A 26,157-nucleotide genomic window follows, 5' to 3' on the forward strand; every position below is an offset into this window, starting at 1 on the left:
CGGAGCAGCTCGCAACGATCTTCCCCTCGGAGAATGTCGGTCCTTTATGACACAGTCTTTATATGACTGCTCCACTGCTTGCCCACGCTACTGACTACGGCCGGATGTACGCCCGCTCTACTACCGAGCAATTCTCCGTGCCATCCATCACCACGGTGATCGGCCAGCAGGCCCACTCCCTGGACGGATGGTTCAGTTACATGGGTGCCAGCAGCTTGGCTGCCGACCCCGAGCTTCCTGCGATTCTCGGAAGTCCGGCAAAAATCCGCCAGGCAATCAACAAAGCTTCCAAGGCCGCCGAGCTTTACCGGGACCAGGCTGCTGCCCGGGGTGACAGGGTGCATACGTACTGCGAGCAGGTGGCTTTGCGCGCGATGGGACGGCCGCACCGCGCGGAGGAATGCCGGGAAGACCTGGCAGCACACGGCGAGCAGGCCTTCGCGGCCCGGTTCGATGAGTGGTGGGAGCTCTACCAGGTTGAGCCACTGGCGCCGGAGATCACGGTCTGGAACTCGACGGTTGGCTACGCCGGCACGTTGGACCTTGTTGCCCGGATCAATGGGCGCATATGCCTCATCGACTACAAGACCAAGGGGACAACCCGGGATGGGACTGTTAAAGCCCTCGACGACAAAGTAGTCATGCAGCTCACGGCAGGAATGAAGGCCGAAGAAAGCCTGGTGGACCCCGTGACAGGCCAATGGGAGCCCTGGAAGTACGGTGACAATCCCATGTTGCTGGCTGTTGCCGTGGGGGAAACCGAGGTGCGGCCGCAACGGGCCAACCCTGAGATCCTCAAGCACCATTGGTGGAAGTTCTGCGCTTTGCGTCGGGTGTGGGAGATGTCGGCGGACGTTACTGCCGCCGGACAGGCGCTGCTCCCTATCGCCCCGCCCGTGTTCGCAACGGCCGGAGCAGGGCAGGGATCAGCAGCAGCACTGTGACCTCAACTAAACTGGCTTAGGCTCCGCATCACCCGGAGCCGGCTTTGACGATCGTGAGGACTGACAGCACATGGCAATTATGAGTATCCGAATCATTGGGGATCCGGTGTTGCGCACCGTAGCCGATCCCGTTACTGAATTCGGTCCGGAGCTCGCCAAGCTGGTAGCTGACATGACCGAAACCATGGAGGACGTTGAGGGCGCAGGCCTTGCGGCACCCCAGGTTGGGGTCAGCCAGCGTGTTTTCACGTACCGCATCGGTGGCGTGGAGGGCCACATCATCAACCCCGTCCTGGAAAACAGCGAGGATTTCCAGCCCGACGAAGTTGAAGGCTGCCTCTCCATTCCCGGTTTGGGCTTCCCGGTGCGGCGCTACCGGGCCACGAGGGCAACCGGAGTGGACCTTAACGGCAACCCGGTTTCCGTGGAAGCCGAGGGCATGTTGGCTCGATGCTTCCAACATGAAACCGATCACCTGGACGGTGTCTTGTACACCGATCGTCTGGAGGGCGAGGACCGGAAGGCGGCTCTCCGGGCCATCCGTAACGCCAACTACCACGCCATCACGGAGCAAACCACCTCCAAGCGCGCCAACACGGTTGGTTCCAGTTTTGGTGGCGGCAGCTTCGGGGTTCCCGAGTGAGGGTACTTTTCGCAGGAACTCCCGCTGTCGCGGTCCCGTCGTTGGACGCGCTTGTCAAAGCCGGGTTCGACGTCGTGGCCGTCCTGACGCGGCCGGACGCGCCCCTGGGCCGCAAGCGCATCCTGACTCCGTCTCCGGTGGCAGCCCGCGCCGCCGAACTTGGCATAGATGTCATCAGGGCAGCGAAGGTAGACGCGGACACGACCTCCCGCATTGCGGAATGTGCTCCCGATGTTGCCGCCATTGTGGCCTACGGGGGAATTGTCCCGCGCGCGGCGCTGGGCGTTCCCACCCACGGCTGGATAAACCTGCACTTCTCTTTGCTGCCGGCGTGGCGCGGTGCCGCACCCGTCCAGCGTTCCATCATCGCGGGCGACGACATCACCGGGGCGGCGACCTTCCAACTGGAGGAAGGCCTTGATACCGGGCCTGTCTTCGGGACGCTCACTGAAACCGTCCGGCCTGAAGACACCGCCGGTGACCTCTTGGACCGGCTCTCGGTGAGCGGCGCCGTTCTGCTCAGCCAGACGCTCTCCGCGATAGATGCCGGACATGCCGTCGCGCAACCGCAGACCGGTGAAGTGTCTTTGGCTCCCAAACTGACGCTGGACGATGGACGTCTGGACTGGACGCAGCCGGCTCTTGCCATAAATCGGAGGGCCAGGGGCGTCACTCCCGAACCAGGGGCATGGACCACTTTGGAAGGGCAGAGGGTCAAACTCGAACCTGTGCTGCCACGGCCCGATGTGAAGGACCTGGCGCCGGGAACCATCCGTGTGGAAGCAAAATCTGTACTGGTGGGAACCGGTTCCCACGCCGTAGAGCTTGGCCGGATTCAGCCGGCCGGTAAGAAAATGATGTCGCCGGCCGATTGGGCCCGCGGCTTGGCAGCACCCGAGAGAGTGGTATTCGAATGAGCGAGTCCGGCCGGCGAGGCCCCAACAACAGCGGGAGCCGGGACGGTGGCGGACAAGGCAACCGTGACGGGCAAGCGAACCGCGGCGGACAGGGGAGCAAGCGCAATGCCCAGGGCAGGGAACGCAACAGGGGACCGCAGCGCGGTTTCTCCACTAGTGCTCCCGCTCAGCGCACGCGCCGCGCCGACCCAGCGCGACTGGTTGCTTTCGAAGTCCTCCGGGCGGTCGCTTCCGAGGACGCCTACGCAAACCTTGTCCTCCCGGCCCGCATCCGCGAGCACCGCCTGGATCGTCGTAATGCCGGATTCGCCACAGAGCTGAGCTACGGCGCGCTGCGCGGCCAAGGCACTTACGACGCGATCCTGGCCCGGTGCGTGGACCGGCCACTCGAACAGCTTGATCCGGCCATCCTGGATGCTCTGCGAATCGGCGCGCACCAACTGCTGTCCATGCGTGTGCCTGCCCATGCAGCCCTGGACCAGACAGTTGGTTTGGCCCGTGCGGTCATCGGCGCCGGCCCGTCCGCGCTTATCAACGCCGTGCTGCGCAAAGTCACGGCGCATACATGGGATGAGTGGCTGGACACGCTCCTTGACCAGGAAACGGATGAGACCAAAATCGCCGCCCTGCGCCACGCACACCCGGAATGGATTGTGCGGGCACTGCGCCAGTCTTTGGTGAACCACGGGCGTCCGAAGTCCGAGATCGACGCACTCCTTGAGGCCGACAACGCAGCACCTGTGGTCAACCTGGTGGCGTTGCCCGGACTGGGTGACCTCGACGAAGCGTTCGAAAACGGCGCCACCGCGGGCGAACTGGTGGAAGGCTCCGCCCTCTCAGCCGGTGGCGATCTTGGCCGCTTCGAGTCGGTCCGCCGCGGCACCACCCGCGTCCAGGACGTCGGCTCGCAGTTGGTTGCGCGCGCCTTGGCCGGCGTTGACCTTGACGGTTCTGCGCGGGATGGGGAACGGTGGCTGGACTTGTGTGCCGGCCCCGGAGGCAAGGCTGCGTTGCTTGCCGCCCTGGCCCACCGTGACGGCGCCACCCTCCTGGCAAACGAGCCCGCCCCGCACCGCGCAAAGCTTGTCCAGCAGGCCCTCTCGGCTGTTCCCAGTGAGAGCTGGACTGTGCGGACCGGCGATGGACGCAACGTCGGCACCGAGCAGCCCGGGGCATTTGACCGTGTTCTGGTGGACGTCCCCTGCAGTGGCCTGGGAGCCTTGCGACGGCGGCCGGAATCGCGGTGGCGCCGCTCACCGAAGGATATTGGCGACCTCGGTCCGCTGCAGCGTGACCTCTTGAAGTCGGCAATTGACGCGGTCAGGCCCGGCGGTGTGGTGGCTTACGTGACCTGCTCGCCGCACCCGGCAGAAACAACGGCAGTGGTGGGCGACGTGCTGGGCAAGCGTGAGGACCTTGAACTGCTCGACGCCGGACTGGCACTCGACCATGTCAGCCTCACCGGCAGCCTGGGTGCCGGCCACGAGCAAACGGCCCAGCTGTGGCCACATGTCCACGAGACGGATGCGATGTTCCTGGCGGTTATCCGCAAGAAAGCGTAGCTGCATACACATCAGGCCGCAGCGGACGGGACGTCCGTTGCGGTCGTCCCGCGCACCAACTACCCGAAGGGCCTGCCTTGTCCCAGTGCTGTATCAACCCGAGCATCCTGTCCGCGGACTTCGTCAACCTTGAGGCGGAGTTGCAGCGCATCAGCAACGCCGACGCCGTCCACGTTGACGTCATGGACAACCATTTCGTGCCGAACCTGACACTCGGTTTGCCGGTGGTTGAGAGGATCCAGGCGGTCAGCCCGGTTCCGCTGGACGCGCACCTCATGATTTCCGACGCCGACCGCTGGGCTCCGGCTTACGCTGACGCTGGCGTCGCGTCGGTTACTTTCCATGCTGAAGCGGCCATGGCGCCGGTCAAGCTGGCCCGTGAACTGCGTGCGCGGGGATCCAAAGCCGGTATGGCGTTGCGTCCAGCCACCCCGGTGGAGCCCTACCTGGACATGCTCAGTGAGCTGGACATGCTGTTGATCATGACGGTGGAGCCCGGATTCGGGGGTCAGTCGTTCCTTGATATCACTTTGCCCAAGATTCGACGCGCCCGTGCGGCCATTGATGGGTCGGGCATCGGCGTCGCAATCCAGGTGGACGGTGGCATCACCGAAGAGACCATCGTCCGTGCGGCAGAAGCCGGAGCGAACGTTTTCGTGGCGGGGTCAGCCGTCTACGGGCACCAGGACCCGGCGGAGGCCATCGACCGTCTCCGGGCTGCCGGGCAGGCTGCTGCGGCGAACGCCTGACGGCCGTCACGCATGTTACGAAGATGGCTGGGAATAGCCTGGACTTCTTTGTAGTTGTGGCAGAATAACAACACACATACGTGCTCCGGGGTCGGTGTAAGTCCGAACCGGCGGTTATAGTCCGCGACCCGCAAGCCATCAGGACCCAAGTTATTGGGGCTTGGCGGCGAACGGTTGAATCGGTGAAATTCCGGTACCGACAGTTAAAGTCTGGATGGGAGAAGCACGTACAGTCATGCCGTGGGCGTTCCTTCAGTGACGCCCGGCATTGCGCTGTCGTACACCCCCGGAGTCATCGCGGCTTACTGGGAAGGAACGGCATGGACTTACTGCGATGGCTCTTCGAAGCACAGATCCCCGTTGGAGGATCTGCTCTTGTCTTACGCGAAGTGCTAGGAAACATTTTTGGGCTACTCAGCGCCCTCGGCGGCATGCGCCGAAAAGTCTGGGCGTGGCCGATGGGTATCGTCGGCAACATCCTCCTGCTCACGGTGTTCCTCGGCAACGTTTTTGGTGCTGCCGCACCCGCAACGCTGTGGGGCCAGGCCGGGCGGCAGGTCATGTTCATCGCTGTTGCCGTCTACGGCTGGTACCGGTGGCGCCAAGGGCGCGAATCGAGCTCGCAGGGGCGGGCGATCGTTCCCGGCTGGGCCAGTACCAAGGTCCGCATTGCCCTGATCGGTGCGATGGTCGCAGGCACCGCCGCGTTGACTCCGCTGTTCGACGCCCTCGGCTCGTACCCCCCGGTCTGGGCCGATGCCTGGACTTTCATGGGGTCGCTGCTGGCTACCTACGGCATGGCCCGGGGCTGGACTGAATTCTGGCTCATCTGGGTCGCCGTGGACATCGTGGGCGTGCCCCTGCTGTTCAGCGCCGGTTATTACGCCAGCGCGGTCATGTACCTGTTCTACGGCTTCTTCACCCTCACCGGATTCTTCGTGTGGTGGCGGGCCGAGAAGCGCGAACGGATCCTCGTCCACCCCGGGGCTGCCCCGGTAGGAGCGGCCCGATGAATGACCGGGACATGCCCAGCATTAGCGCCGAACCCAGCAGTACCGCCGAAGAAGGAGCCATGGAGGCCGCACTGGCTGCGGCACTTCGCGGCCCACGGGGTGCGAACCCGCTGGTGGGTGCAGTGATCCTCAGTCCGGAAGGCGAGCACCTCGCTACCGGATATCATCGTGGCGCCGGCACGGCCCACGCCGAAGCTGACGCCATTTCTGAGGCCCGTCGGCAGGGAATCGACACCACCGGGACCACCATGGTGGTCACCCTCGAGCCTTGCAACCACGAAGGCCGCACCGGCCCCTGCGCACAGGCCATCATCGCCGCCGGAATCGCCAAGGTGATCTACGCCGTCGACGATCCCCACGACCCAGCCGCGGGCGGTGCCCGGACGCTGCGCGCCGCCGGGGTTGAAGTCCACTCAGGGCTTGCAGCCGGCGAGGCACGGGACCTGAACCGGGAATGGTTCGACGCCGTTGCCGCCAAGCGTCCGTTCGTCACCTTGCATATTGCGCAGACCCTCGACAGCCGTATCGCGGCTGTGGACGGCACCAGCCAATGGATCTCCAGCCCCGAATCACTGGCAGACAACCATGGTTTGAGGGAGTTGATTGACGCGATCCTGGTGGGCACCGGAACTGTGCTGATCGACAACCCGCGGCTCACGGCACGCACGCCGGACGGGGAGTTGTCCCAGCACCAGCCGCTGCGCGCAGTCATGGGACTCAGGGACGTTCCCGACGACGCCGCGGTGCGGGGAACCGACGGACGATTCGTGCACCTGCCCACCAGGGATCCGGCGGAGGCCCTGAGCCGGCTCTTCGACGAAGGCGCCCGGCACGTGATGGTGGAGGGTGGTTCGAGCATACTCAGCACCTTCCTGGCGGCCGGCCTGGTGGATGAATTGATCATCTACCTTGCGCCGACCCTGCTGGGATCCGGAACGGCCGCACTTAATGACCTGGGGATCACCACCTTGGCCGACGCCCAGCACTGGTCCTGGGACGACGCCGGAGGCGGAGCTGTCCGAACCTTGGGCAATGACCTTCGACTCCACCTGCGGTCCACCCGGGCCGCCACCACCAAGAATTCGGTTCCGCGCAGGGAAGCTGCGGAATATCTCACAGGAGGACACTGATGTTTACCGGAATCGTTGCCGAACAAGGCACTGTACTGGGCATTGAGCACGAAGGCGATGCCAGCGCGACCCTGCGCTTGAAGGCACCCACCACCACCGACGGCCTGCCCTTGGGCGGATCAATTGCCGTCAACGGGGTGTGCCTGACCGCGACCCGGATCGACGGCCAGGACTTCAGCGTCGATGTCATGGGGGAGACCCTCGTCCGCACCACCATCGGGGAGCTGTCACCGGGGGACACGGTGAACCTGGAACGCTGCGTTCCTGCCGGCGGACGCCTCGACGGCCATGTGGTGCAAGGCCACGTGGACGGCGTGGGCGAGCTCGTGGAACGTGAAGCGCTGGGCAACTGGGACCGTCTTCGCTTCGGCGTGCCTGCCCCGTTGGCACGGTACATCGCGGAGAAGGGGTCGATCGCCGTCGACGGTGTTTCACTGACGGTGACAGCCGTCAGCGAAGCTGCGGAGACCGCGCCATGGTTCGAGGTGGGACTTATCCCCACCACCCTGGAGGAGACGGGGCTCGGGGCCAAGCCCGTGGGTGGACGCGTCAACCTCGAGGTGGACGTGCTCGCCAAGTACACCGAACGCCTGCTGTCTTTCGCACCCCGGCAGGGGAGCGCACGATGAGCGTCCCCACCCACTCCGGAACCTCGGCGAACCGCCGCACCGGCCTCGATCCGGTGGAAGCTGCTGTCGCTGCCATGGCAGCAGGCAAAGCGGTCATCGTGGTGGACAACGAAGACCGCGAGAACGAAGGCGACATCATCTTCGCCGCCCAACACGCCACGCCCGCCCTGATGGGCTGGACCATCCGGTATTCATCGGGCGTCATATGCGTCCCCTTGGAAGGCGAGCGGGCCGACGCCCTGATCCTGCCGCCCATGGTGGAAATCAACGAAGACGCCAAAGGCACGGCCTACACCGTTTCGTGTGACGCCGCGATCGGCGTCAGCACGGGCATTTCGGCCACCGACCGGGCCCTCACCGCCCGGATCCTGGCTGACCCGGGCAGTTCACCTGCCTCGATCACCCGCCCCGGGCATATTTTCCCGCTGCGGGCCGTTAAGGGTGGAGTGCGTGAACGTCCGGGACATACGGAAGCTGCCGTGGACTTATGTCGTCTCGCCGGGCTTGCCCCGGTGGGTGTGATCGCAGAGTTGGTACATGACGACGGTGAAATGATGCGCTTGGACAGCCTGCGCGACTTCGCCTCCGAGCATGGATGCCCCCTCATCTCCATTGAGGACCTGGTGTCATATGTTGGGAAGGCAGAGTCCGGCACGGCACATCATTCACAGGCAGACGAGGAGAAGCGATGACCGCATCGACAACACGCAGCAGCGACCACACGGACCCCGTTCCGCCTTCTGTAAGCGGCGGGCCAATCGTGCAGCTGCCCACGGCTTTTGGCGAGTTCATCGCCCAGGCCTGGACCGATCATGAGACGGGTCATGAACACCTGGCCGTGAGCTCACCGAACCCGCCCAGGGGCGGCAAGGCACCCTTGGTGCGCCTGCATTCCGAGTGCCTCACCGGAGACGTGTTCGGATCCTACCGTTGCGACTGCGGTGAGCAGCTCGCCTTCGCCTTGGAGCTCATCCACGCTGAGGGTGGCACCCTGCTGTACCTGCGCGGGCAGGAAGGCCGCGGGATTGGGCTGGCCAACAAGATCAAGGCCTATGCCCTTCAGGAAGCCGGTTTCGATACCGTCGAGGCCAACGAGCAGCTCGGCCTCCCGGTGGATGCACGGTCCTACAGTGCGGCGGGCCAGATCCTGGCCGAGATGGGCCTCCACGAGGTCCGCTTGTTGAGCAACAACCCCGACAAGCAAAACCGCCTTGCCCAGGCCGGAGTGTCGGTTGTGGAGATGGTTCCCACCGAGGTTCCGTCCCGCGAACAGAACCTGCGGTACCTGCAGACCAAGAAAGACCGGATGGACCACCTGCTGGCCCTTGATGTAGAGCCCGTCAGCAACGGCAAAACCCCGGCAGCACGCCCCATTGACAAGAACCACGACTGAACGGATCCACAGAACACCATGAGCGGACACGGCGCGCCCACTATCGACCTCACCACCCTCAACCCCGAGGAAACTTCGCAGCTCAGGCTCGCCATTGTCGCGGCCAGCTGGCATACCCAGATCATGGACGGACTGGTGGACGGTGCGCTCCGCGCCGCCAAGGAAGCCGGCATCGCAGAGCCCACACTGGTGCGCGTGCCAGGCAGTTTCGAGCTTCCCGTTGCAGCAGCCCGGCTCGCCCCGCACTTTGACGCCGTTGTGGCGCTCGGCGTGGTCATCCGCGGCGGAACGCCGCACTTCGACTACGTCTGCCAGGCCGCGACGTTGGGACTCACCGACGTCAGCGTCCGCACCGGCGTGCCGGTAGGCTTCGGCGTCCTCACCTGCGACACCGAGCAGCAGGGCCTGGATCGTGCCGGCCTGCCGGGCTCGCAGGAGGACAAGGGCCACGAAGCAGTAACCGCGGCCCTCGCGACGGCAGTGACGCTGAAGCAGTACAGCTAGAACCACGGATCGAAGGGGATGTGGGTGTGTCTTCACTCACATCCCCTTCGTCATGCAACGCCCCAACAAGCGGTGGCAGCCCCCGAGCAAGTAGTCTGGAGGGCGTGAAGAATTTCGAGACGCTGTTCGCAGAACTGAGTGAGAAAGCAGCGACCCGCCCGGCAGGTTCGCGCACGGTTGCCGAACTGGACTCCGGAATCCACGGCATCGGCAAGAAAGTGGTCGAAGAGGCCGCCGAAGTGTGGATGGCTGCTGAGTACGAATCGGACGAAGCCGCCGCTGAGGAAATCTCCCAGTTGCTGTACCACCTGCAGGTCCTCATGCTCGCCAAGGGCCTCAGCCTGGAAGACGTTTACAAGCATCTCTAGCCACGCCACTCCGCGCACCCGTCGCGGAGCCCGCTGCGTGGCCGATGTGCCTGAAACCTCCATTCCAAAAAGAAAGTCTCCCCAATGCTCCGTGTAGCAGTCCCCAACAAGGGATCCCTGTCCGAAGCCGCCTCGGCCATGCTGTCCGAGGCCGGTTACCGCCAGCGCCGCGACTCCCGCGAACTGGTCATGGTGGACCCTGACAACGACATCGAGTTCTTCTTCCTTCGCCCCCGCGACATTGCTGTGTACGTCGGCCAGGGAACGTTGGACGTTGGCATCACGGGCAGGGACCTCCTGCTCGACGCCAAGGTCGAAGCCGAAGAACTCCTTCCCCTGGGCTTTGCACCGTCCACTTTCCGGTTCGCCGGCCCCGTTGGTGACTTCTCCGGCGTCGAACAGCTTGAAGGCAAGCGCCTGGCCACCAGCTATGACGGCCTCCTGCGCGACTACCTCGCCGGGCGCGGCGTGAACGCCACGGTTGTCCGCCTGGATGGTGCCGTGGAATCGTCGGTGCGCCTCGGCGTCGCGGACGCCATTGCCGACGTCGTTGAAACGGGCAATACCCTCAAGGCAGCCGGCATGGAGATCTTCGGTGATCCCATCCTGAAGTCCGAAGCCGTCCTGATCCGCCGCTCCGGTTCCGGTGGCGCCGCCAACGGGACCGCCAAGGAAATCGACATCCTCATCCGTCGCCTGCAGGGCGTCCTCGTGGCACGCCAGTACGTGCTGATGGACTACGACATCCGCAAGGACCTGGTGGAAGACGCCGCGGCACTGACACCGGGACTTGAATCGCCCACGGTTTCTCCATTGCGTGACTCCGAGTGGGTTGCGGTGCGGTCCATGGTTCCCAAGAAGGAAACCAACCGCATCATGGACGAGCTCTACGACCTCGGCGCCCGCGCCATCCTGGTCAGCAGCATTCACGCCTGCCGGATCTGATCACCGCATCCAGCGAGCAGAGCCCAGCAGAATCTAGGAGCAGCACATGGCTGTAGCCGTACGCGTCATTCCCTGCCTGGACGTCGACGCCGGTCGCGTCGTGAAAGGCGTTAACTTCGAAGGCCTCCGGGATGCCGGTGATCCCGTGGAACTGGCACACCGTTACGACAATGGCGGGGCGGACGAACTGACGTTCCTCGACGTCACGGCCTCGTCGGGAAACCGTGAAACCACGTTCGACGTCGTTCGCCGGACCGCGGAGGAAGTCTTCATTCCCCTGACCGTGGGCGGCGGCGTCCGTGGCGTTGCGGAGGTGGACAAACTCCTGCGCTTTGGTGCGGATAAGGCATCCATCAACACCGCGGCCGTGGCCAGGCCCGACGTCATCGACGAGATCACCCGCCACTTCGGTTCGCAGGTCCTTGTGCTCTCCGTGGACGCCCGCCGTACCCGCCAAGGTGACGTCCCGACGTCGTCCGGTTTTGAAGTGACCACCCACGGTGGCCGCACCGGCACCGGCATCGACGCGATCGCCTGGGCTAAAGAAGCAGCAGACCGGGGCGTAGGGGAGATCCTGCTCAACTCGATTGATGCGGACGGCACCAAGGACGGCTTCGATCTCGAACTGATCCGCCTGGTCCGTGCCGCGGTGAACATCCCGATCATTGCATCCGGTGGCGCGGGGAAACCCGCTCACTTCCCGCCTGCGGTGGAAGCGGGCGCGGATGCTGTCCTGGCGGCGTCGGTCTTCCACTTCGGCCCGGACGACATGATTGCCCAGGTGAAAGCCGCCATCCGCGAGGCCGGCTTCGAGGTCCGCTAGCGTTCTTAAACTACGAGGGGTCACTTCCTGCCCATCATCCCTTTCGGGATGGGGCGGAAGTGACCCCTCGGTTCGTTTAGAGGCCGATGTCCGCTGACTGCAACAGCGCGACGGCGTCCGGCTGGCCTTCGAAGGTGACCAAGGCCTGGCTGGTGCGTCCGTGGGCGTGCATGAGGAGTTCGCCTGGCTCGCCGACAATCGCAACGGAAACAGGGGCGCGCTTGGCCACGTGCCGGGGGCCGGTGGGCCGAACCAGGACGATTCCAAGGTCCACGCCGCGATACAGGAAAGCGGCGCGCTTGATGAGTTCGTCCCAGAGGGCGTCAGAGTAGGCTTCGTCGAGGGCGCGAGGAGCCCAGCGGTCGCCGGCGCGGCGGATGTCCTCGGTGTGGACGAAGTATTCGATGAGGTTTGAGGTCTCGTCCAGCGCCTTGATCTTCAAGGGGGAGAAGGTCGGCGGGCCCGCCCGGAACGTCTTCACGAGTTCGGCGTAGGCGTCGGAGTTCTTGAGTTTGGCGGCCAAATTTGACGTCGCCTTCTCGGAGGCCTTGCCAAGGCTGGGGATCAGCAGCCCCAGGCCTACGGCGATCTTCCGTTCGCGCAGATACAAATGCGCAGCAAGATCCCTTGTCTGCCACCCTTCGCAGAGCGTGGGGGAGTCAGGGCCGGCCGCAAGCAGGGTCTCGGCCAGTACTTCTCGGGAAGGATCGACGAAATGCATCACTTGTGAAACTAGCACGATCAGGGCGCTCTTGCGCAGTGGAACCGCCGCAGAATCCGGCTCTCCCCAAAGGCACTAGACTTGATCTGATGTCAGAGCAGTCCGCCCCCAGCCCCTCTCCCGCCGCGGAGCTTTCCAGCGACCCCACGGGTCCCTTGCCGCAGGAGATCGCAAGCGCCCTCAAACGCGATGCCGCTGGCCTGGTTGCCGCCATCGTCCAGCAGCACGACACCCACGAGGTCCTCATGCTCGGCTGGATGGACGACGAGGCACTGCACCGCACCATGACCACTGGGCGCGTCACGTTCTACTCCCGTTCCCGGCAGGAGTACTGGCGCAAGGGCGACACTTCCGGACACGTTCAGTTCGTGAAGTCAGTCGCCCTTGACTGCGACGGCGACGCCCTCCTGGTCCGCGTGGACCAGATCGGCGCAGCTTGCCACACCGGTACCCGGACGTGCTTCGACGGCCGCGACCTCAGCGTCGTTACGGGTCACCGCGACTAAGGCACCCACCACTTTCCACTGACGCACCACCTCAGACCAAAAGGCGGAGAAAATAGCCATGCAGGACCTTGGAATCATCAGCCCGGGCCTGGAAGAGTTCCGCGAACTCGCCGTCCACAGCCGTGTCATACCCGTCCGACTTAAGGTCCTGGCCGACGCCGAGACCCCCATTGGCTTGTACCGGAAGCTGGCCAAGGGGCAGCCCGGGACGTTCCTGCTGGAATCCGCAGCAGTCGGCGGCGCCTGGTCCCGTTACTCCTTCATTGGGTCCAAATCCCGGGCCACGCTGACCACTAAGGACGGCCAGGCCCACTGGATCGGCGAACCTCCCGTTGGCGTGCCGGTCTCCGGTAACCCGGTTGAGGCGGTCCGCGACACGATCGCTGCGCTCCAAACGGACCGCTTTGACGGCTTGCCTCCTTTCACATCCGGCCTGGTGGGTTTCCTCGGCTGGGAGGCCGTGCGCCACTGGGAGCGGCTGACCTCCCCACCGGAGGATGACCTGCAGCTGCCGGAGATGGCGCTGAACCTCGTTACCGACATGGCCGTCCACGACAATGTGGACGGAACAGTCCTCCTTATTGCCAATGCCATCAACTTTGACGACAGCTCCGAGCGCGTTGATGACGCCTGGCACGACGCCGTGGCGCGGGTGAAAGGGCTGCTTGACCAGATCAGCACTCCCGTGGCCCAGCCCGTGTCCGTGCTGGAAACAGCAGCCTTGGACTTCGCCTCGAGCGTGCAGGAACGGTGGGACGAAGCCCGGTACCTGGAAGCGATTGACCGCGGCAAGGAAGCGATCGTCGACGGCGAAGTCTTCCAGGTGGTCATCTCGCGTCGGTTCGAGATGGAATGCGCGGCCGACCCCCTGGACGTCTACCGGGTCCTGCGCAATACCAACCCCAGCCCGTACATGTACCTCTTCAGCCTTGAGGATGCGGACGGCCGCGAGTACTCGATTGTGGGTTCCTCGCCTGAGGCCCTGGTGACGGTGACCGGTGAGGAAGTCATTACCCACCCCATCGCCGGCTCGCGTCCCCGTGGCAAGACGGTTGAGGCGGACAAGGCACTGGCTGCTGAACTGTTGGCCGACGAGAAAGAACGTTCCGAGCACCTGATGCTGGTTGATCTTTCACGGAACGACCTCTCGAAGGTGTGCGTTGCGGGCACGGTGGATGTCACGCAGTTCATGGAAGTGGAGCGGTTCAGCCACATCATGCACCTGGTGTCCACGGTGGTGGGTGAGCTTGCTCCGCACGCCAAGGCATACGACGTCCTCAAGGCCACGTTCCCAGCGGGCACTCTCTCCGGCGCCCCCAAGCCGCGTGCATTGCGTCTCCTGGACGAACTGGAACCGCACCGGCGCGGCATCTACGGTGGCGTTGTTGGCTACCTGGACTTTGCCGGTGACATGGATATGGCCATCGCCATCCGTTCAGCCCTGCTCCGCGAAGGACGTGCCTACGTACAGGCCGGCGGCGGGATCGTGGCGGATTCGCACAAACCTTCCGAAGCGCTGGAGACAGTGAACAAGGCGGCGGCGCCCCTGCGGGCCGTCCACACAGCCGGATCGCTGCAGAACATCTCGGGCGGCTCTGTGCGAGACACTGAAAACGCCGACGGCGGGACTCCGGCACCATGAGCACTGAATCGGCAGCGTCATCCGCGGCGGCAACACCCCGCTGGGCGCGTAAATCGACTTTGGTCCTGGCCATGACGGTCCTTGCCCTCCTGGTTTTTGGAGCCACGACGCAGACCTGGATCGAGGTCCAACTGGACCCGAACGGAGCTTCCAACAGCAACCTCCACGTCCAAGGAAACAAGGCGGCTACTGCCGTGACCGCCTTGGCCCTTGTTGCTCTGGCAGGCGGCTTGGCTGCTTCCATCGCCGGGAAGATCGCGCGCTGGGTCATCGCCGCCATTATTGGACTGTCCGCGGTGGGCATTATCCTGGCCGCCATCACCGTGGTGGTGGATCCGCTTGGCGCCGCCCAGGGTTCCATCGCTGCCGCCACGGGCATCTCAGGTGGGCAGGCCAGCGTCACCGCCACGGCATTCCCCATCCTGGCTATCGTGGCGGGCGCGCTCCTGGCGGTCTGCGCTGCGGTATTGCCGGTGGCCGGGCGCCACTGGAAGTCCCGGACCAAGTACGATGCCCGCGCCGGCGGGTCGCAGGGCGGCAACGGGCCGGTGGACGAGATCGACAGCTGGGACAGCCTCTCACGGGGTGAAGATCCCACGTAGTCGGCCATCAAACAGTCTTTCGGGCCGGGGCGACGCAACATAGGCGCCGTGGCCGGTCCTGGCGTCGGACGATGTCCCGGCCGCCGTCAATAAATGGCAGAATGTAAGCAGTATTCATCCTGAGGAGATTTCACATGAGCAAAACCACAGTGTCCGCACACCAAGCTGAATCCAAGATGGCGAGCCACGCTGACGCCATCGGCCACGGTAATAGCCCGGCTGCCTGGACCTGCGTGATTGTGATGCTGGCCGGCGCCCTGATTTCCTCCATCGCTTTCGTGATTGCCAGCACCCCGATTTTCGTCGGCGGCCTGGTTGTCATGGTCATCGGCCTCATCGTGGGCTTGGTAATGCGCCGTGCGGGCTATGGAGTTGGTGGCAGCAAGCTGCAGAACAACGGCCACTAATCGTGACCGTTCTTGATGACATCATTGTTGGCGTCAAGGAGGACATGGACGGCCGTCGCCGTCACGTCTCCCTTGTAGAGCTCAAGGAACGTGCTGCCGGCGCAGCTCCGGCACGTGACGCGTGGGCTGCCCTCGGAGGCACCTCCTCTGTTCGCAACGACCTCAAAGTCATCGCAGAAATCAAGCGCCGCAGCCCTTCAAAAGGCGATCTGGCGCCCATCGCGGATCCTGCGTCCCTTGCGGTCCAGTACGCCGACGGCGGAGCTTCCGTCATCAGCGTCCTGACCGAACAGCGCCGTTTCGGCGGTTCGCTGGCCGACCTCGATTCCGCGCGTGCCGCCGTCGGGACTCCCTTGCTGCGCAAGGACTTCACAGTTGACGAGTACCAGATCTGGGAAGCCCGTGCCCACGGCGCCGACCTCATCCTGCTCATCGTCGCAGCTCTGTCCGACTCCGAACTCGCAGAGTTCAGTGCGCTCAGCCACGAGCTCGGCATGAACGTGCTCGTGGAAACGCACACCGAGGAAGAAATTGAGCGCGCGGTCGCGGCACAGGCCAAGATCATCGGCATCAACGTGCGCAACCTGAAAACGCTCGACGTCGACCGCTCGGTTTTCGGATCGCTGGCCGGTTTGATTCCGGCTGAGTCCGTCATCGTCGCCGAGTCCGGGGTCAGGAACGCCGACGACGTCTCGTACTACGCAGCGGGTGGCGCCAACGCCATCCTGGTGGGGGAGGCGCTGGTCAGCGACTCCACACCGCGCGAACGCATTACTGAATTCAAGGCAGCGGGAGCTGCCGCCATCGCCGTCAGAAACTGAGGCAGTCACTGAATCACGGCGAACAGTCATAGGGCAGCCCGGGCGTGAGCCCGCGGCTGCCTTGTGGCAAGTGGAACTACCCAATGAACTAACTGGAACAGGACGGTGAGACTGATGGTCGACGCGCCAACAGCCGGCTCAGAAGAGAATGTGGCTGACGCATTCCTGCAAGGTGGCCCTTCGCTGCGCAACGCATCGGGGCCCTACTTTGGCAGCTACGGCGGACGCTGGATGCCCGAGTCTCTCATCGCCGCCCTCGACGAAGTCCAGGACACCTTTGAGAAGGCCAAGGCTGATCCCGACTTCATCGCGGAGCTGAAGGACCTGAACAAGAACTACTCGGGCCGCCCTTCGCTGCTGACCGAGGCCAAACGCTTCTCCCAGCACGCGGGCGGGGCACGGATTTTCCTGAAGCGCGAGGACCTCAACCACACGGGTTCCCACAAGATCAACAACGTCCTTGGCCAGGCATTGCTCGCCAAGCGCATGGGTAAGACCCGTGTCATTGCCGAGACCGGCGCGGGCCAGCACGGCGTTGCCAGCGCTACTGCCGCGGCCTTGCTCGGCCTTGAATGCGTTGTGTACATGGGGGCTGAGGACTGCCGCCGCCAGGCCCTCAACGTGGCCCGCATGCAGTTGCTCGGTGCCACGGTGGTTCCCGTGACCAACGGTTCCCAGACGCTGAAGGACGCCATCAACGACGCCCTTCGTGACTGGGTTTCGAACGTGGAGCACACCCACTACCTGCTGGGTACGGCCGCCGGGGCGCACCCGTTCCCTGCCATGGTCCGCTACTTCCACGAGGTCATCGGTGACGAGGCCCGCAGCCAGATCCTTGAGCAAACCGGCAAACTTCCCGACGCCATTGCCGCCTGTATCGGCGGCGGCTCGAACGCCATCGGCCTGTTCCATGCGTTCCTTGATGACGCATCAGTGAAGATTTATGGATTTGAAGCCGGCGGTGAAGGCGTGGAGACCGGCCGTCACGCCGCGGCCATCTCGCTGGGTCGTCCCGGAGTGCTCCACGGAGCCCGTTCGTACCTCATGCAGGACGAAGACGGCCAGACCATCGAGTCCCACTCCATCTCGGCCGGCCTGGACTACCCGAGCGTCGGCCCGGAGCACTCCTACCTGGCGGACATCGGGCGCGTGACGTACGAGGCCATCACCGACACCGAAGCCATGGACGCTTTCAGCCTCCTGTGCCGGACCGAGGGCATTATCCCGGCCATTGAATCCTCGCATGCCCTGGCTGGCGCCATCAAGATCGGCCAGCGCCTCACCGAAGGCAAGGAGAACCCGTCCGAGGTGACGGTGATCGTCAACCTGTCCGGACGTGGTGACAAGGACGTGGAGACAGCCGCTGCCTGGTTCAACATGCTGGACGAGGAAGGGCACGTCAAGGGCACCACCCTGTCCACGCGTAAGCCCAAGGGACCCAGCGAACGGGCCGCCGAAGCCGCTGCGGACGTAAACGAGGACCAGAAGTGATGACTGAACAATTCGCCAGCAAATCGGCTGCCGCCATCGACCGCGCCAAAGCTGAGGGCCGTGCGGCCTTGGTGGGCTACCTGCCCGCAGGCTACCCGACAGTGCAGGACAGCATCGAGGCCGGCATCGCACTGGCCCGCAATGGTGCCGACCTGATCGAAATCGGCATCCCCTACTCTGATCCGGTGATGGACGGCCCGGTAATCCAGGCCGCCACCACCGAAGCGATCTCCAACGGCTTCCGTGTTGCCAACGTCTTCGACGTCGTAGCGGGCATTACCGCCGCCACCGACGCTGCCGTCCTGGTGATGACGTACTGGAACCCGGTCATGCGAATGGGCGTCGACGAGTTTTCCCGCCGCCTGGCCGAAGCCGGGGGAGCAGGGCTCATCACGCCGGACCTCATCCCGGACGAGGCATCCGAATGGTTTGAAGCCTCTGACAAGTACGGCCTCGACCGGGTCTTCCTTGTTGCGCCGTCGTCCACTCCCGAACGCCTGGACATGACCGTCAAGGCAAGCCGCGGTTTCGTTTACGCAGTCTCCATCATGGGTGTCACCGGAACGCGCCAGTCCGTTAGCAGCAGCGCGGAGGATGTCGTGGCGCACGCCCACGCGGCAGGCGCCGAGCGGGTGTGCGTGGGTCTCGGGGTCTCCAACCCGGACCACGTCCGCGAGATTGCTGCCTACGCCGACGGCGTCATCGTCGGTACCGCGCTCGTGGCGGCACTACGCGACGGCGGCGTGGACGCCGTCGGGCAGCTCACCAAGAACCTCAGCGCCGGCTTGGGCCGCGCGGCTGCAGAAGCCTAGGAAAAGGAAACAGCGAAGCGAATGCAGACCGTCCTTCACGCAGCGGCAATGGTCCCACTGAGTATCCCGAGCCCTTCGTGGTCCGGTTTCGACATTCCGCTGCCGTGGGGGACGTTGCGTATCCACGCGTATGCCCTGTGCATCCTTGCGGGCATCATCGTTGGCCTGTGGCTGACTTCGGCACGCTGGAAGCAGCGCGGCGCGCCTGAAGGGAGCCTGTGGGACATCGCCATTTGGGCCATCCCGTTCGGCATTATTGGCGGCCGTCTCTACCATGTGTTCTCGTCGCCCGACGCCTACTTCGGCCCGGGTTTTGACGGTACTGGCGATCTTTCGTTGATTCCGCAGATCCAACGTGGCGGGCTGGGGATCTGGGGTGCCGTGATCCTCGGTGCCGTGGGCGCCTGGATCGGGTGCCGTCGTGCTGGGGTCAAACTGACGGCGTTCCTGGATGCAGCAGCTCCCGGTCTCCTTCTGGCCCAAGCCATCGGCCGCCTGGGCAACTGGTTCAACCAGGAGCTTTTCGGTGCGCCGACCACCCTCCCGTGGGGACTCCAGATCGATCCTGCCAATGCCAACTTCCCGGCCGGCATGCCAGCAGACACGCTCTTCCACCCGACATTCCTTTACGAGTTGCTATGGAACCTCGTCGGCGTCGGCATTCTGCTGATGCTCGACAGGAAGTTCCACTTCCGCTGGGGACGCCTGTTCTGGCTCTACGCCGTCTACTACACCCTGGGCCGGGTGTGGATCGAAGCCCTCCGGATTGACGACGCAGAACAGATCACCCTCTTTGGCCTCACCACCAGGCTCAATGTCTGGACCAGCATTTTTGTCTTCATCGCGGCATTGCTCATTTTCGTCGCCCTTGGCCGTCGCGGTCGTCCGGTGCCTGACACGCCCTACTTGAAGGGCCGGGAACCGGAAGAGGTAGCCCAAAAGGAACCTGCCACGGTGACGAGCGTCACCAGTCATGATGTGGACGCATCTGTCTCAGATACTGGTTCGCGTGATAATCTCCGAAATAACCAAAGCGATCCGGGCCACGTTGACGAGCCGCAGGATGCTGCAGGGCACTCCGCCAAGGACACCACGTCCGCCGCGGATGCCACATCTGCCGCAACTGCCGTAAGGAAGGCCCCCGGATCCTCGCCGAAGGCAGACGACACCAAGTAGTCGCCGTCGGTAAAGGGGCAACAGAGTCACCGCTCGTAGGGCCCAGTCCACAGCGTCGTGGCACCCCGGAAACCGGACCGCAGCATACCGATGTTCACTGGTCAAGCCGGGGCCAGAGGTCTGCGTAACTGTTCGTTGCGCTGGATCGGCTGGCCTACAATTCCAAGTACTAGCGCTTTGTTATGCCCGTCACAGGGTAGGCAAGGTGGGGCCAACGTTGTCCCTTCCATACGCACGATCTCGAGGAAGGACGTCTCCCATGACCCATCTTCATAACCCCGGTTGGTCCGAAAATATCGAACCTCAGGGTGCCATGTCTCCGTTCAAGCGCTTTGCTGCGCTCCCGGAGGCCCAGGGTCTTTACAACCCTGATAAGGAGAAGGACGCCTGCGGCCTGGCAATTATTGCCACGCTCCGCGGGGAACCGGGATACGACATCGTGGAAGCGGCACTGACCGCCCTCCGCAATCTCGAACACCGCGGTGCTGTTGGCGCCGATGAAGGCACCGGAGACGGTGCGGGCCTGCTCATGCAGGTGCCGGACGAGTTCTTCCGGGCCGTTGCCGAATTCGAACTGCCTGCCCCAGGTCAATACGTGGTGGGCACCGCCTTCCTCCCGGCCGAATCCCGCGAAGCCGATAACGCGAAGGCCGGTATCGAAGCACTCGCCGCTGACGAGGGCCTGACAGTCCTCGGCTGGCGTGAGGTTCCCGTGGTTGCCGACCTTGTCGGTGCCATGGCGCGTGCGTGCATGCCGTACTTCTCGCAGCCGTTCTTTGCCTCAGCCAACGGTGAGCAGCTCGAACACAATGAGCTGGACTCCCGTGCCTGGCGTATCCGTAAGCGGGCGCAGAACAAGTTCGGCGTCTACTTCCCCTCGCTGTCCTCGCGCACCATCGTTTACAAGGGCATGCTCACCACCGCGCAGCTCGAGCCCTTCTATCCGGACCTTTCGGACAAGCGCTTCAAGACCAAGCTTGCGATCGTGCACTCGCGCTTCTCCACCAACACGTTCCCGTCGTGGCCCTTGGCGCAGCCGTTCCGCACCATCGCCCACAACGGCGAAATCAACACGGTCAAGGGCAACCGCAACTGGATGCGTGCCCGCCAGTCGCAGCTGGCCAGCCCGCTCCTGGGCTCCGTGCCTGAAGAGCTGTACCCGATCTGCACCCCGGGTGCCTCGGACTCGGCCTCCTTCGATGAAGTTGCTGAGCTCCTCTGGCTCTCCGGCCGCCCGATCACGCACTCCATCATGATGATGATCCCGGAGGCCTGGGAGAACCACGCCACCATGGATCCGGCCCGCCGGGCCTTCTACGAATACCACTCCCTGCTCATGGAGCCGTGGGATGGTCCGGCAGCTGTGTCGTTCACCGACGGCAGCCTGGTCGGCGCAACCCTGGACCGCAACGGGCTCCGCCCCGGACGCTACTGGATCACCGAAGACGGCCTGGTCATCTTCGCCTCCGAGGTTGGCGTGATCGAGGTTGAGCCCTCCAACGTGGTCAAGAAGGGCCGCGTTGCTCCCGGCAAGATGTTCCTGGTGGACACCGAGGCCGGCCGCATCATCGACGACGCCGAGGTCAAGGCGGAAGTTGCTGCAGCCAATCCGTGGGCCGAGTGGCTCAAGGACAACCTGATCGACATCAACGAGCTCCCCGAACGCGAGCACGTGCTGCATACTGCCGCGTCGGTGAACATCCGCCAGCGCACCTTTGGCTACACCACCGAAGAGCTGAAGATCCTGCTTGGTCCGATGTCCAGGACAGGTGCCGAGCCTTTGGGTGCCATGGGTTCGGACACTCCTGTTGCCGTGCTCTCCAAGCGTCCGCGTCTGCTGTTCGACTACTTCGTGCAGTCGTTTGCGCAGGTAACCAACCCGCCGCTGGACGCCATCCGTGAAGAGCTGGTGACGTCGCTGAAGTGCGCCATCGGCCCGAACGGCAACCTGTTGGATGGCAAGCAGGTCCGCCAGCCGCAGATTTCGCTGCCGTTCCCGGTGATCAACAACGACCAGCTCGCCAAGATCGCCAACATCGAGAGTCCCGATGGCGACCGCATCGCCATGAAGGTCCGCGGCCTGTACCGCCCCGAGGGCGGGGAAGCGGCGCTGCGTGCCCGCCTGACCGAAATCTGCGAGCAGGTTTCCGGTGCGATCAACCGCGGCGTGCAGTACGTCGTGCTGTCCGACCGTGACTCGAACGCCCAGTGGGCGCCGATTCCGTCGCTGCTGCTCGTCAGCGCAGTCCACCACCACTTGCTTCGCAGTGCGAACCGCACCAAGACCGCTCTCGTGGTTGAAGCCGGCGACGTCCGCGAGACGCACCATGTCGCCGTGCTGATCGGCTACGGCGCGTCGGCTGTGAACCCGTACCTCGCCATGGAATCGGTGGAACAGCTGATCTCCAACGGCGACGTCGTTGGCGTCACGCCGGAAGACGGCGTCTACAACCTCATCAAGGGCCTCGGCAAGGGTGTCCTGAAGATCATGTCCAAGATGGGCATCTCCACGGTGGCTTCCTACACGGGCGCACAGACCTTTGAGGCCCTGGGCCTGTCCCAGGAACTTGTGGATGAGTTCTTCTCCGGCACCCACTCCCAGCTGGGTGGCGTGGGCCTGGACGTCATCGCCGCGGAGGTTTCGGCACGCCACCAGATGGCGTACCCGGAGGGCGGCATCGAGCACCCGCACCAGCCGCTGCTTGGTGGTGGCGAGTACCAGTGGCGCCGCGACGGCGAACCACACCTCTTCAACCCGGAGACGGTGTTCCGCCTGCAGCACGCAACCCGCGAACGCCGCTACGACATCTTCAAGTCCTACACCAAGGGCATCGATGACCAGTCAGAGAACCTGATGACCCTTCGCGGGCTCCTCAAGTTCAAGGACGGCGTACGTCCGGCGGTCCCGCTCGAAGAAGTCGAGCCGGTATCCAGCATCGTCAAGCGTTTCTCCACCGGGGCCATGAGCTACGGCTCCATCTCCAAGGAAGCGCACGAGACCTTGGCCATCGCCATGAACCGCCTCGGCGGTAAGTCCAACACCGGTGAAGGTGGCGAGGACGTCGATCGCCTGCTCGATCCGGAACGCCGTTCGGCGATCAAGCAGATCGCGTCCGGCCGTTTCGGCGTGACCAGCCTGTACCTGACCAACGCCGAAGACATCCAGATCAAGATGGCCCAGGGTGCCAAGCCCGGCGAAGGTGGCCAGCTGATGGCACAGAAGGTCTACCCCTGGGTAGCCCGGACGCGTCACTCCACACCCGGCGTGGGACTCATTTCTCCGCCCCCGCACCACGACATTTACTCGATCGAAGACCTCGCGCAGCTCATCTATGATGCCAAGCGCGCGAATCCTTCCGCTCGGGTACACGTCAAGCTTGTTTCGGAAGTCGGGATCGGCACGGTGGCGTCCGGCGTCACCAAGGCGAAGGCCGACGTCGTGCTCGTTTCAGGTCACGACGGCGGTACCGGCGCCTCGCCGCTGAACTCGCTCAAGCACGCGGGTGTGCCGTGGGAACTCGGCCTGGCCGAGACCCAGCAGACCCTCATGCTCAACGGTCTCCGTGATCGCGTAGTGGTCCAGGTTGACGGCCAGCTCAAGACCGGGCGCGACGTCGTCATTGCTGCCCTGTTGGGTGGCGAGGAGTATGGTTTCGCGACCGCCCCGCTGGTGGTTTCGGGCTGCATCATGATGCGCGTCTGCCACTTGGACACCTGCCCGGTGGGCGTTGCCACGCAGAACCCTGAGCTTCGTTCGCGGTTCAATGGCAAGCCCGAGTTCGTGGTCAACTTCTTCGAGTTCCTCGCAGAAGAAGTCCGCGAAATTCTGGCCGAGCTTGGTTTCCGCAGCCTGGAAGAGGCGATCGGCCACGCCGAGGTACTGGACACCCGTGAGGCAATCAATCACTGGAAGGCCGAAGGACTGGACCTGGATCCGATCCTGCACGGCCTTGAGTTCGACGATGATGTGCCGCTGCGCAACATGACCGGCCAGAACCATGAGCTGGACAAGCACTTCGACCAGCGCCTGATCACCATGGCACAGGAAGCGCTCAGCGACCGCATGCCCGTCAAGATCACCCTCGACGTCATCAACACGGACCGTTCCGTGGGAACGATGCTCGGCCACGTGGTGACCAAGACGTTCGGCATCGATGTGCTCGCCACGGACACCATCGACATCACGCTCAACGGCACCGCGGGCCAGTCCCTCGGCGCGTTCCTGCCCGCCGGCATTACCCTGCGCATGTTCGGTGACTCCAACGACTACGTTGGCAAGGGACTCTCCGGCGGCCGGATCATCGTCCGCCCGGACCGGACCAACGTGTTCCAGGCCGAACGGAACGTCATCGCCGGCAACGTCATCGGTTACGGTGCAACCAGCGGCGAAATGTTCCTGCGCGGCCAGGTGGGCGAACGCTTCCTGGTCCGCAACTCCGGTGCGACCGCCGTCGTCGAAGGTATTGGCGACCACGGTTGCGAGTACATGACCGGAGGCCAGACGCTGATCATCGGCCGGACCGGCCGTAACTTCGGTGCCGGCATGTCCGGTGGTACCGCTTATGTGCTGGACCTCCAGCCTGAGCGCGTCAACAAGCTGGCCCTCGACACCGGTGAACTCCAACTCCTGGAGCTCGACGCCGAGGACCGCGACATCGTCCACGGCCTGCTCACCAAGCACGTCGAGGAAACCGAATCCGTCCTGGCTGGCCGTCTGCTCGAGAACTTCGACGACACCGCCGCCCGCATCACCAAAGTACTGCCGCGCGACTACGCCGCAGTCCTGCAGACCCGTCTCGACGCCATCGAAGAGGGCCTTGATCCCGATGGCGAAGAAGTATGGTCCCGAATCCTGGAGGTAACCGGTGGCTGATCCACGCGGATTTCTGAAAGTCAGGCAGCGCGAAACGCAGCCACGCCGTCCCGTTCCCGTCCGCATCATGGACTGGAAAGAAGTTTACGAAGCCCAGGAAAAGGGTGTCCTGAAGAGCCAGGCCGGCCGCTGCATGGACTGTGGCGTTCCGTTCTGCCACCAGGGCTGCCCCTTGGGCAACCTGATTCCCGAGTGGAACGACCTCGTGTGGCGTGACAAGGGTGAAGAAGCGATTGAGCGCCTTCACGCCACGAACAACTTCCCGGAGTTCACGGGCCGCCTGTGTCCGGCGCCCTGCGAGGCGTCGTGCGTGCTGGGGATCAACCAGCCTGCCGTCACCATCAAGCAGGTTGAGGTCTCGATCATCGACCAGGCCTTCGAGAACGACTGGGTCCAGCCCCTTCCGCCGACGCGCCTCACCGGCAAGACGGTGGCCGTTGTCGGTTCAGGTCCTGCGGGCTTGGCAGTCGCGCAGCAGCTGACGCGGGTGGGCCACACCGTTGCCGTTTACGAGCGCGATGACAAAATCGGTGGCCTGCTCCGCTACGGCATCCCCGACTTCAAAATGGAGAAGGAGCAGGTTGACCGCCGCCTGGAACAGATGAAGGCAGAGGGAACCCGCTTCCGTACCGGAGTGGCCGTCGGCACCGACGTCACCTGGGAGCAGCTGCGCCGTCGTTACGACGCCGTGGTTGTTGCAACCGGCGCGACCGTCCCGCGCGATCTTCCCATCCCGGGCCGTGACCTCGAGGGCGTCCACTTCGCCATGGACTACCTGGTTCCGTCGAACCGGGCCGTCGCGGGGGAGAAGCCCGAGAACCACATTGATGCCCGTGGCAAGCATGTCGTCATCCTGGGTGGTGGCGATACGGGTGCTGACTGCATCGGTACCGCCCACCGCCACCAGGCAGCGTCGGTGACCACGCTCGCGATCGGCAAGCAGCCGCCGTCGGAACGTGCCCTCCACCAGCCGTGGCCAACCTTCCCCACCCTTTTCGAGGTCGCCAGCGCCCACGAAGAAGGCGGCGAACGTACTTACCTTGCATCCACCGTTGAATTTGTCGGAGAAAACGGCAAGCTCACCGGCGTCAAGGTTGCTGAAACCGAGTTCGTGGACGGCAAACGCCTGCCCAAGGCCGGTACTGAGCGGGTTATTCCTGCTGACCTTGTGTTCTTGAGCCTTGGCTTCACCGGTGCTGAGCCGGCAGGGATCACGGAACAGGTCAGCGCAGAGTTCGACGGTCGGGGCAACGTTGCCCGCGACGGCTACTACATGACGAACACTGAAGGTGTGTTCGTTGCCGGCGATGCCGGACGTGGCCAGTCACTGATTGTGTGGGCCATTGCGGAAGGCCGTGCATGCGCGGCCGCAGTGGACAAGTTCCTGATGGGAAGCACCATCCTCCCGGCACCGGTCGCCCCCACCGACCGGGCAATAGCGGTCTTATAGCGCCGGCAGGAACGATCTTTTACTCAATCAGCATGA

At 64.1% G+C, this 26,157-nt stretch carries 25 protein-coding genes and 1 riboswitch; of the genes, 24 read left to right on the forward strand and 1 reads right to left on the reverse strand.

Translation table 11 applies throughout. From position 1 onward, the window contains the following. Positions 1–62: 62 nt before the first annotated feature. The 14 genes from AC5RU9_RS05170 (at position 63) to hisF (ending at position 11,620) form a co-directional block, all read left to right on the forward strand. Complete coding sequence (locus AC5RU9_RS05170; RefSeq protein ID WP_211714110.1) at positions 63–944, forward strand: cytochrome; 882 nt, start codon at positions 63–65, stop codon at positions 942–944. Between the two features lie 70 nt (positions 945–1,014). Next, on the forward strand, positions 1,015–1,587 hold the full coding sequence (def, locus tag AC5RU9_RS05175; protein WP_211714111.1) for a peptide deformylase: 573 nt from the start codon (positions 1,015–1,017) through the stop codon (positions 1,585–1,587). Then, entirely contained in the window at positions 1,584–2,504 is a 921-nt protein-coding gene (fmt, locus tag AC5RU9_RS05180) for a methionyl-tRNA formyltransferase (RefSeq protein WP_494015583.1), read from the forward strand. The genes def and fmt overlap by 4 nt, the downstream gene beginning before the upstream one ends. After that, a complete protein-coding gene (locus AC5RU9_RS05185) occupies positions 2,501–4,066 on the forward strand; it encodes an RsmB/NOP family class I SAM-dependent RNA methyltransferase (RefSeq protein WP_494015584.1) in 1,566 nt (521 codons plus the stop codon). The genes fmt and AC5RU9_RS05185 overlap by 4 nt, the downstream gene beginning before the upstream one ends. A gap of 77 nt (positions 4,067–4,143) precedes the next feature. Then, positions 4,144–4,815, forward strand: a complete 672-nt coding sequence (gene rpe, locus AC5RU9_RS05190) for a ribulose-phosphate 3-epimerase (protein WP_494015585.1) — start codon at positions 4,144–4,146, stop codon at positions 4,813–4,815. 76 nt (positions 4,816–4,891) lie between these two features. After that, a riboswitch (FMN riboswitch) is annotated at positions 4,892–5,046 on the forward strand. An 89-nt stretch (positions 5,047–5,135) separates the two neighbouring features. Next, complete coding sequence (gene pnuC / locus AC5RU9_RS05195; protein WP_494015586.1) at positions 5,136–5,828, forward strand: nicotinamide riboside transporter PnuC; 693 nt, start codon at positions 5,136–5,138, stop codon at positions 5,826–5,828. An 11-nt stretch (positions 5,829–5,839) separates the two neighbouring features. Then, on the forward strand, positions 5,840–6,958 hold the full coding sequence (gene ribD / locus AC5RU9_RS05200; protein WP_494015587.1) for a bifunctional diaminohydroxyphosphoribosylaminopyrimidine deaminase/5-amino-6-(5-phosphoribosylamino)uracil reductase RibD: 1,119 nt from the start codon (positions 5,840–5,842) through the stop codon (positions 6,956–6,958). Further along, a complete protein-coding gene (locus AC5RU9_RS05205; RefSeq protein ID WP_494015588.1) occupies positions 6,958–7,587 on the forward strand; it encodes a riboflavin synthase in 630 nt (209 codons plus the stop codon). The genes ribD and AC5RU9_RS05205 overlap by 1 nt, the downstream gene beginning before the upstream one ends. Further along, the gene (gene ribB, locus AC5RU9_RS05210; RefSeq protein WP_309989822.1) at positions 7,584–8,279 is read left to right on the forward strand and encodes a 3,4-dihydroxy-2-butanone-4-phosphate synthase; all 696 of its coding nucleotides are present in this window, start codon (positions 7,584–7,586) and stop codon (positions 8,277–8,279) included. Before AC5RU9_RS05205 ends, ribB begins: the two co-directional genes overlap by 4 nt. Then, on the forward strand, positions 8,276–8,980 hold the full coding sequence (gene ribA, locus AC5RU9_RS05215) for a GTP cyclohydrolase II (RefSeq protein ID WP_494015589.1): 705 nt from the start codon (positions 8,276–8,278) through the stop codon (positions 8,978–8,980). The genes ribB and ribA overlap by 4 nt, the downstream gene beginning before the upstream one ends. A gap of 18 nt (positions 8,981–8,998) precedes the next feature. Further along, positions 8,999–9,484 (forward strand): 6,7-dimethyl-8-ribityllumazine synthase, encoded by a 486-nt coding sequence (gene ribH, locus AC5RU9_RS05220; protein WP_494015590.1) that lies wholly within the window; start codon positions 8,999–9,001, stop codon positions 9,482–9,484. A 104-nt stretch (positions 9,485–9,588) separates the two neighbouring features. Continuing rightward, the gene (locus AC5RU9_RS05225) at positions 9,589–9,852 is read left to right on the forward strand and encodes a phosphoribosyl-ATP diphosphatase (protein ID WP_018778638.1); all 264 of its coding nucleotides are present in this window, start codon (positions 9,589–9,591) and stop codon (positions 9,850–9,852) included. 84 nt (positions 9,853–9,936) lie between these two features. Beyond that, entirely contained in the window at positions 9,937–10,797 is an 861-nt protein-coding gene (hisG, locus tag AC5RU9_RS05230) for an ATP phosphoribosyltransferase (protein ID WP_494015591.1), read from the forward strand. A gap of 46 nt (positions 10,798–10,843) precedes the next feature. Then, positions 10,844–11,620 (forward strand): imidazole glycerol phosphate synthase subunit HisF, encoded by a 777-nt coding sequence (gene hisF / locus AC5RU9_RS05235; protein ID WP_494015592.1) that lies wholly within the window; start codon positions 10,844–10,846, stop codon positions 11,618–11,620. A gap of 76 nt (positions 11,621–11,696) precedes the next feature. Here hisF and AC5RU9_RS05240 read toward each other — a convergent pair whose 3' ends face one another. Continuing rightward, complete coding sequence (locus AC5RU9_RS05240) at positions 11,697–12,341, reverse strand: TIGR03085 family metal-binding protein (RefSeq protein ID WP_494016058.1); 645 nt, start codon at positions 12,339–12,341, stop codon at positions 11,697–11,699. An 89-nt stretch (positions 12,342–12,430) separates the two neighbouring features. On the opposite strand from AC5RU9_RS05240, the gene hisI reads away from it, so the two are divergent. The 10 genes from hisI to AC5RU9_RS05290 all read left to right on the forward strand — a co-directional run bounded on the left by hisI (position 12,431) and on the right by AC5RU9_RS05290 (position 26,121). Next, a complete protein-coding gene (gene hisI, locus AC5RU9_RS05245; RefSeq protein WP_494015593.1) occupies positions 12,431–12,847 on the forward strand; it encodes a phosphoribosyl-AMP cyclohydrolase in 417 nt (138 codons plus the stop codon). Between the two features lie 58 nt (positions 12,848–12,905). Continuing rightward, on the forward strand, positions 12,906–14,489 hold the full coding sequence (locus AC5RU9_RS05250) for an anthranilate synthase component I (protein ID WP_494015594.1): 1,584 nt from the start codon (positions 12,906–12,908) through the stop codon (positions 14,487–14,489). After that, positions 14,486–15,091 carry a Trp biosynthesis-associated membrane protein gene (locus AC5RU9_RS05255; RefSeq protein ID WP_494015595.1) on the forward strand — a complete coding sequence of 202 codons (606 nt, stop codon included), beginning with the start codon at positions 14,486–14,488 and terminating at the stop codon, positions 15,089–15,091. The genes AC5RU9_RS05250 and AC5RU9_RS05255 overlap by 4 nt, the downstream gene beginning before the upstream one ends. Before the next feature lie 134 nt (positions 15,092–15,225). Continuing rightward, a complete protein-coding gene (locus tag AC5RU9_RS05260) occupies positions 15,226–15,498 on the forward strand; it encodes an HGxxPAAW family protein (protein WP_494015596.1) in 273 nt (90 codons plus the stop codon). Between the two features lie 2 nt (positions 15,499–15,500). Further along, positions 15,501–16,319: an indole-3-glycerol phosphate synthase TrpC gene (trpC, locus tag AC5RU9_RS05265; RefSeq protein WP_494015597.1), complete on the forward strand. Its 819-nt coding sequence runs from the start codon at positions 15,501–15,503 to the stop codon at positions 16,317–16,319. Positions 16,320–16,433: 114 nt separating this feature from the next. Next, positions 16,434–17,810 (forward strand): tryptophan synthase subunit beta, encoded by a 1,377-nt coding sequence (gene trpB / locus AC5RU9_RS05270; RefSeq protein WP_494015598.1) that lies wholly within the window; start codon positions 16,434–16,436, stop codon positions 17,808–17,810. Next, on the forward strand, positions 17,810–18,622 hold the full coding sequence (gene trpA, locus AC5RU9_RS05275; protein ID WP_494015599.1) for a tryptophan synthase subunit alpha: 813 nt from the start codon (positions 17,810–17,812) through the stop codon (positions 18,620–18,622). The genes trpB and trpA overlap by 1 nt, the downstream gene beginning before the upstream one ends. A gap of 21 nt (positions 18,623–18,643) precedes the next feature. Further along, positions 18,644–19,798 carry a prolipoprotein diacylglyceryl transferase gene (gene lgt, locus AC5RU9_RS05280; RefSeq protein ID WP_494015600.1) on the forward strand — a complete coding sequence of 385 codons (1,155 nt, stop codon included), beginning with the start codon at positions 18,644–18,646 and terminating at the stop codon, positions 19,796–19,798. 259 nt (positions 19,799–20,057) lie between these two features. Beyond that, positions 20,058–24,671, forward strand: a complete 4,614-nt coding sequence (gltB, locus tag AC5RU9_RS05285) for a glutamate synthase large subunit (protein ID WP_494015601.1) — start codon at positions 20,058–20,060, stop codon at positions 24,669–24,671. Further along, a complete protein-coding gene (locus AC5RU9_RS05290; protein ID WP_211714132.1) occupies positions 24,664–26,121 on the forward strand; it encodes a glutamate synthase subunit beta in 1,458 nt (485 codons plus the stop codon). Before gltB ends, AC5RU9_RS05290 begins: the two co-directional genes overlap by 8 nt. Positions 26,122–26,157: the final 36 nt, after the last annotated feature.

The sequence above is a fragment of the Arthrobacter sp. B0316-5-4 genome (assembly GCF_059090325.1).

Excerpts from the sequence above, each read along its gene's own strand:
- pnuC (WP_494015586.1), top strand. The coding sequence starts at position 5,136 with ATGGACTTACTGCGATGGCTCTTCGAAGCACAGATCCCCGTTGGAGGA.
- AC5RU9_RS05240 (WP_494016058.1), bottom strand. The coding sequence starts at position 12,341 with ATGCATTTCGTCGATCCTTCCCGAGAAGTACTGGCCGAGACCCTGCTT.
- hisG (WP_494015591.1), top strand. The coding sequence starts at position 9,937 with ATGCTCCGTGTAGCAGTCCCCAACAAGGGATCCCTGTCCGAAGCCGCC.
- trpA (WP_494015599.1), top strand. The coding sequence starts at position 17,810 with ATGACTGAACAATTCGCCAGCAAATCGGCTGCCGCCATCGACCGCGCC.
- trpB (WP_494015598.1), top strand. The coding sequence starts at position 16,434 with ATGGTCGACGCGCCAACAGCCGGCTCAGAAGAGAATGTGGCTGACGCA.
- lgt (WP_494015600.1), top strand. The coding sequence starts at position 18,644 with ATGCAGACCGTCCTTCACGCAGCGGCAATGGTCCCACTGAGTATCCCG.
- ribD (WP_494015587.1), top strand. The coding sequence starts at position 5,840 with ATGCCCAGCATTAGCGCCGAACCCAGCAGTACCGCCGAAGAAGGAGCC.
- AC5RU9_RS05255 (WP_494015595.1), top strand. The coding sequence starts at position 14,486 with ATGAGCACTGAATCGGCAGCGTCATCCGCGGCGGCAACACCCCGCTGG.
- AC5RU9_RS05170 (WP_211714110.1), top strand. The coding sequence starts at position 63 with ATGACTGCTCCACTGCTTGCCCACGCTACTGACTACGGCCGGATGTAC.
- AC5RU9_RS05260 (WP_494015596.1), top strand. The coding sequence starts at position 15,226 with ATGAGCAAAACCACAGTGTCCGCACACCAAGCTGAATCCAAGATGGCG.
- ribA (WP_494015589.1), top strand. The coding sequence starts at position 8,276 with ATGACCGCATCGACAACACGCAGCAGCGACCACACGGACCCCGTTCCG.
- AC5RU9_RS05205 (WP_494015588.1), top strand. The coding sequence starts at position 6,958 with ATGTTTACCGGAATCGTTGCCGAACAAGGCACTGTACTGGGCATTGAG.
- AC5RU9_RS05185 (WP_494015584.1), top strand. The coding sequence starts at position 2,501 with ATGAGCGAGTCCGGCCGGCGAGGCCCCAACAACAGCGGGAGCCGGGAC.
- gltB (WP_494015601.1), top strand. The coding sequence starts at position 20,058 with ATGACCCATCTTCATAACCCCGGTTGGTCCGAAAATATCGAACCTCAG.
- AC5RU9_RS05250 (WP_494015594.1), top strand. The coding sequence starts at position 12,906 with ATGCAGGACCTTGGAATCATCAGCCCGGGCCTGGAAGAGTTCCGCGAA.
- ribH (WP_494015590.1), top strand. The coding sequence starts at position 8,999 with ATGAGCGGACACGGCGCGCCCACTATCGACCTCACCACCCTCAACCCC.
- hisI (WP_494015593.1), top strand. The coding sequence starts at position 12,431 with ATGTCAGAGCAGTCCGCCCCCAGCCCCTCTCCCGCCGCGGAGCTTTCC.
- def (WP_211714111.1), top strand. The coding sequence starts at position 1,015 with ATGGCAATTATGAGTATCCGAATCATTGGGGATCCGGTGTTGCGCACC.
- hisF (WP_494015592.1), top strand. The coding sequence starts at position 10,844 with ATGGCTGTAGCCGTACGCGTCATTCCCTGCCTGGACGTCGACGCCGGT.
- ribB (WP_309989822.1), top strand. The coding sequence starts at position 7,584 with ATGAGCGTCCCCACCCACTCCGGAACCTCGGCGAACCGCCGCACCGGC.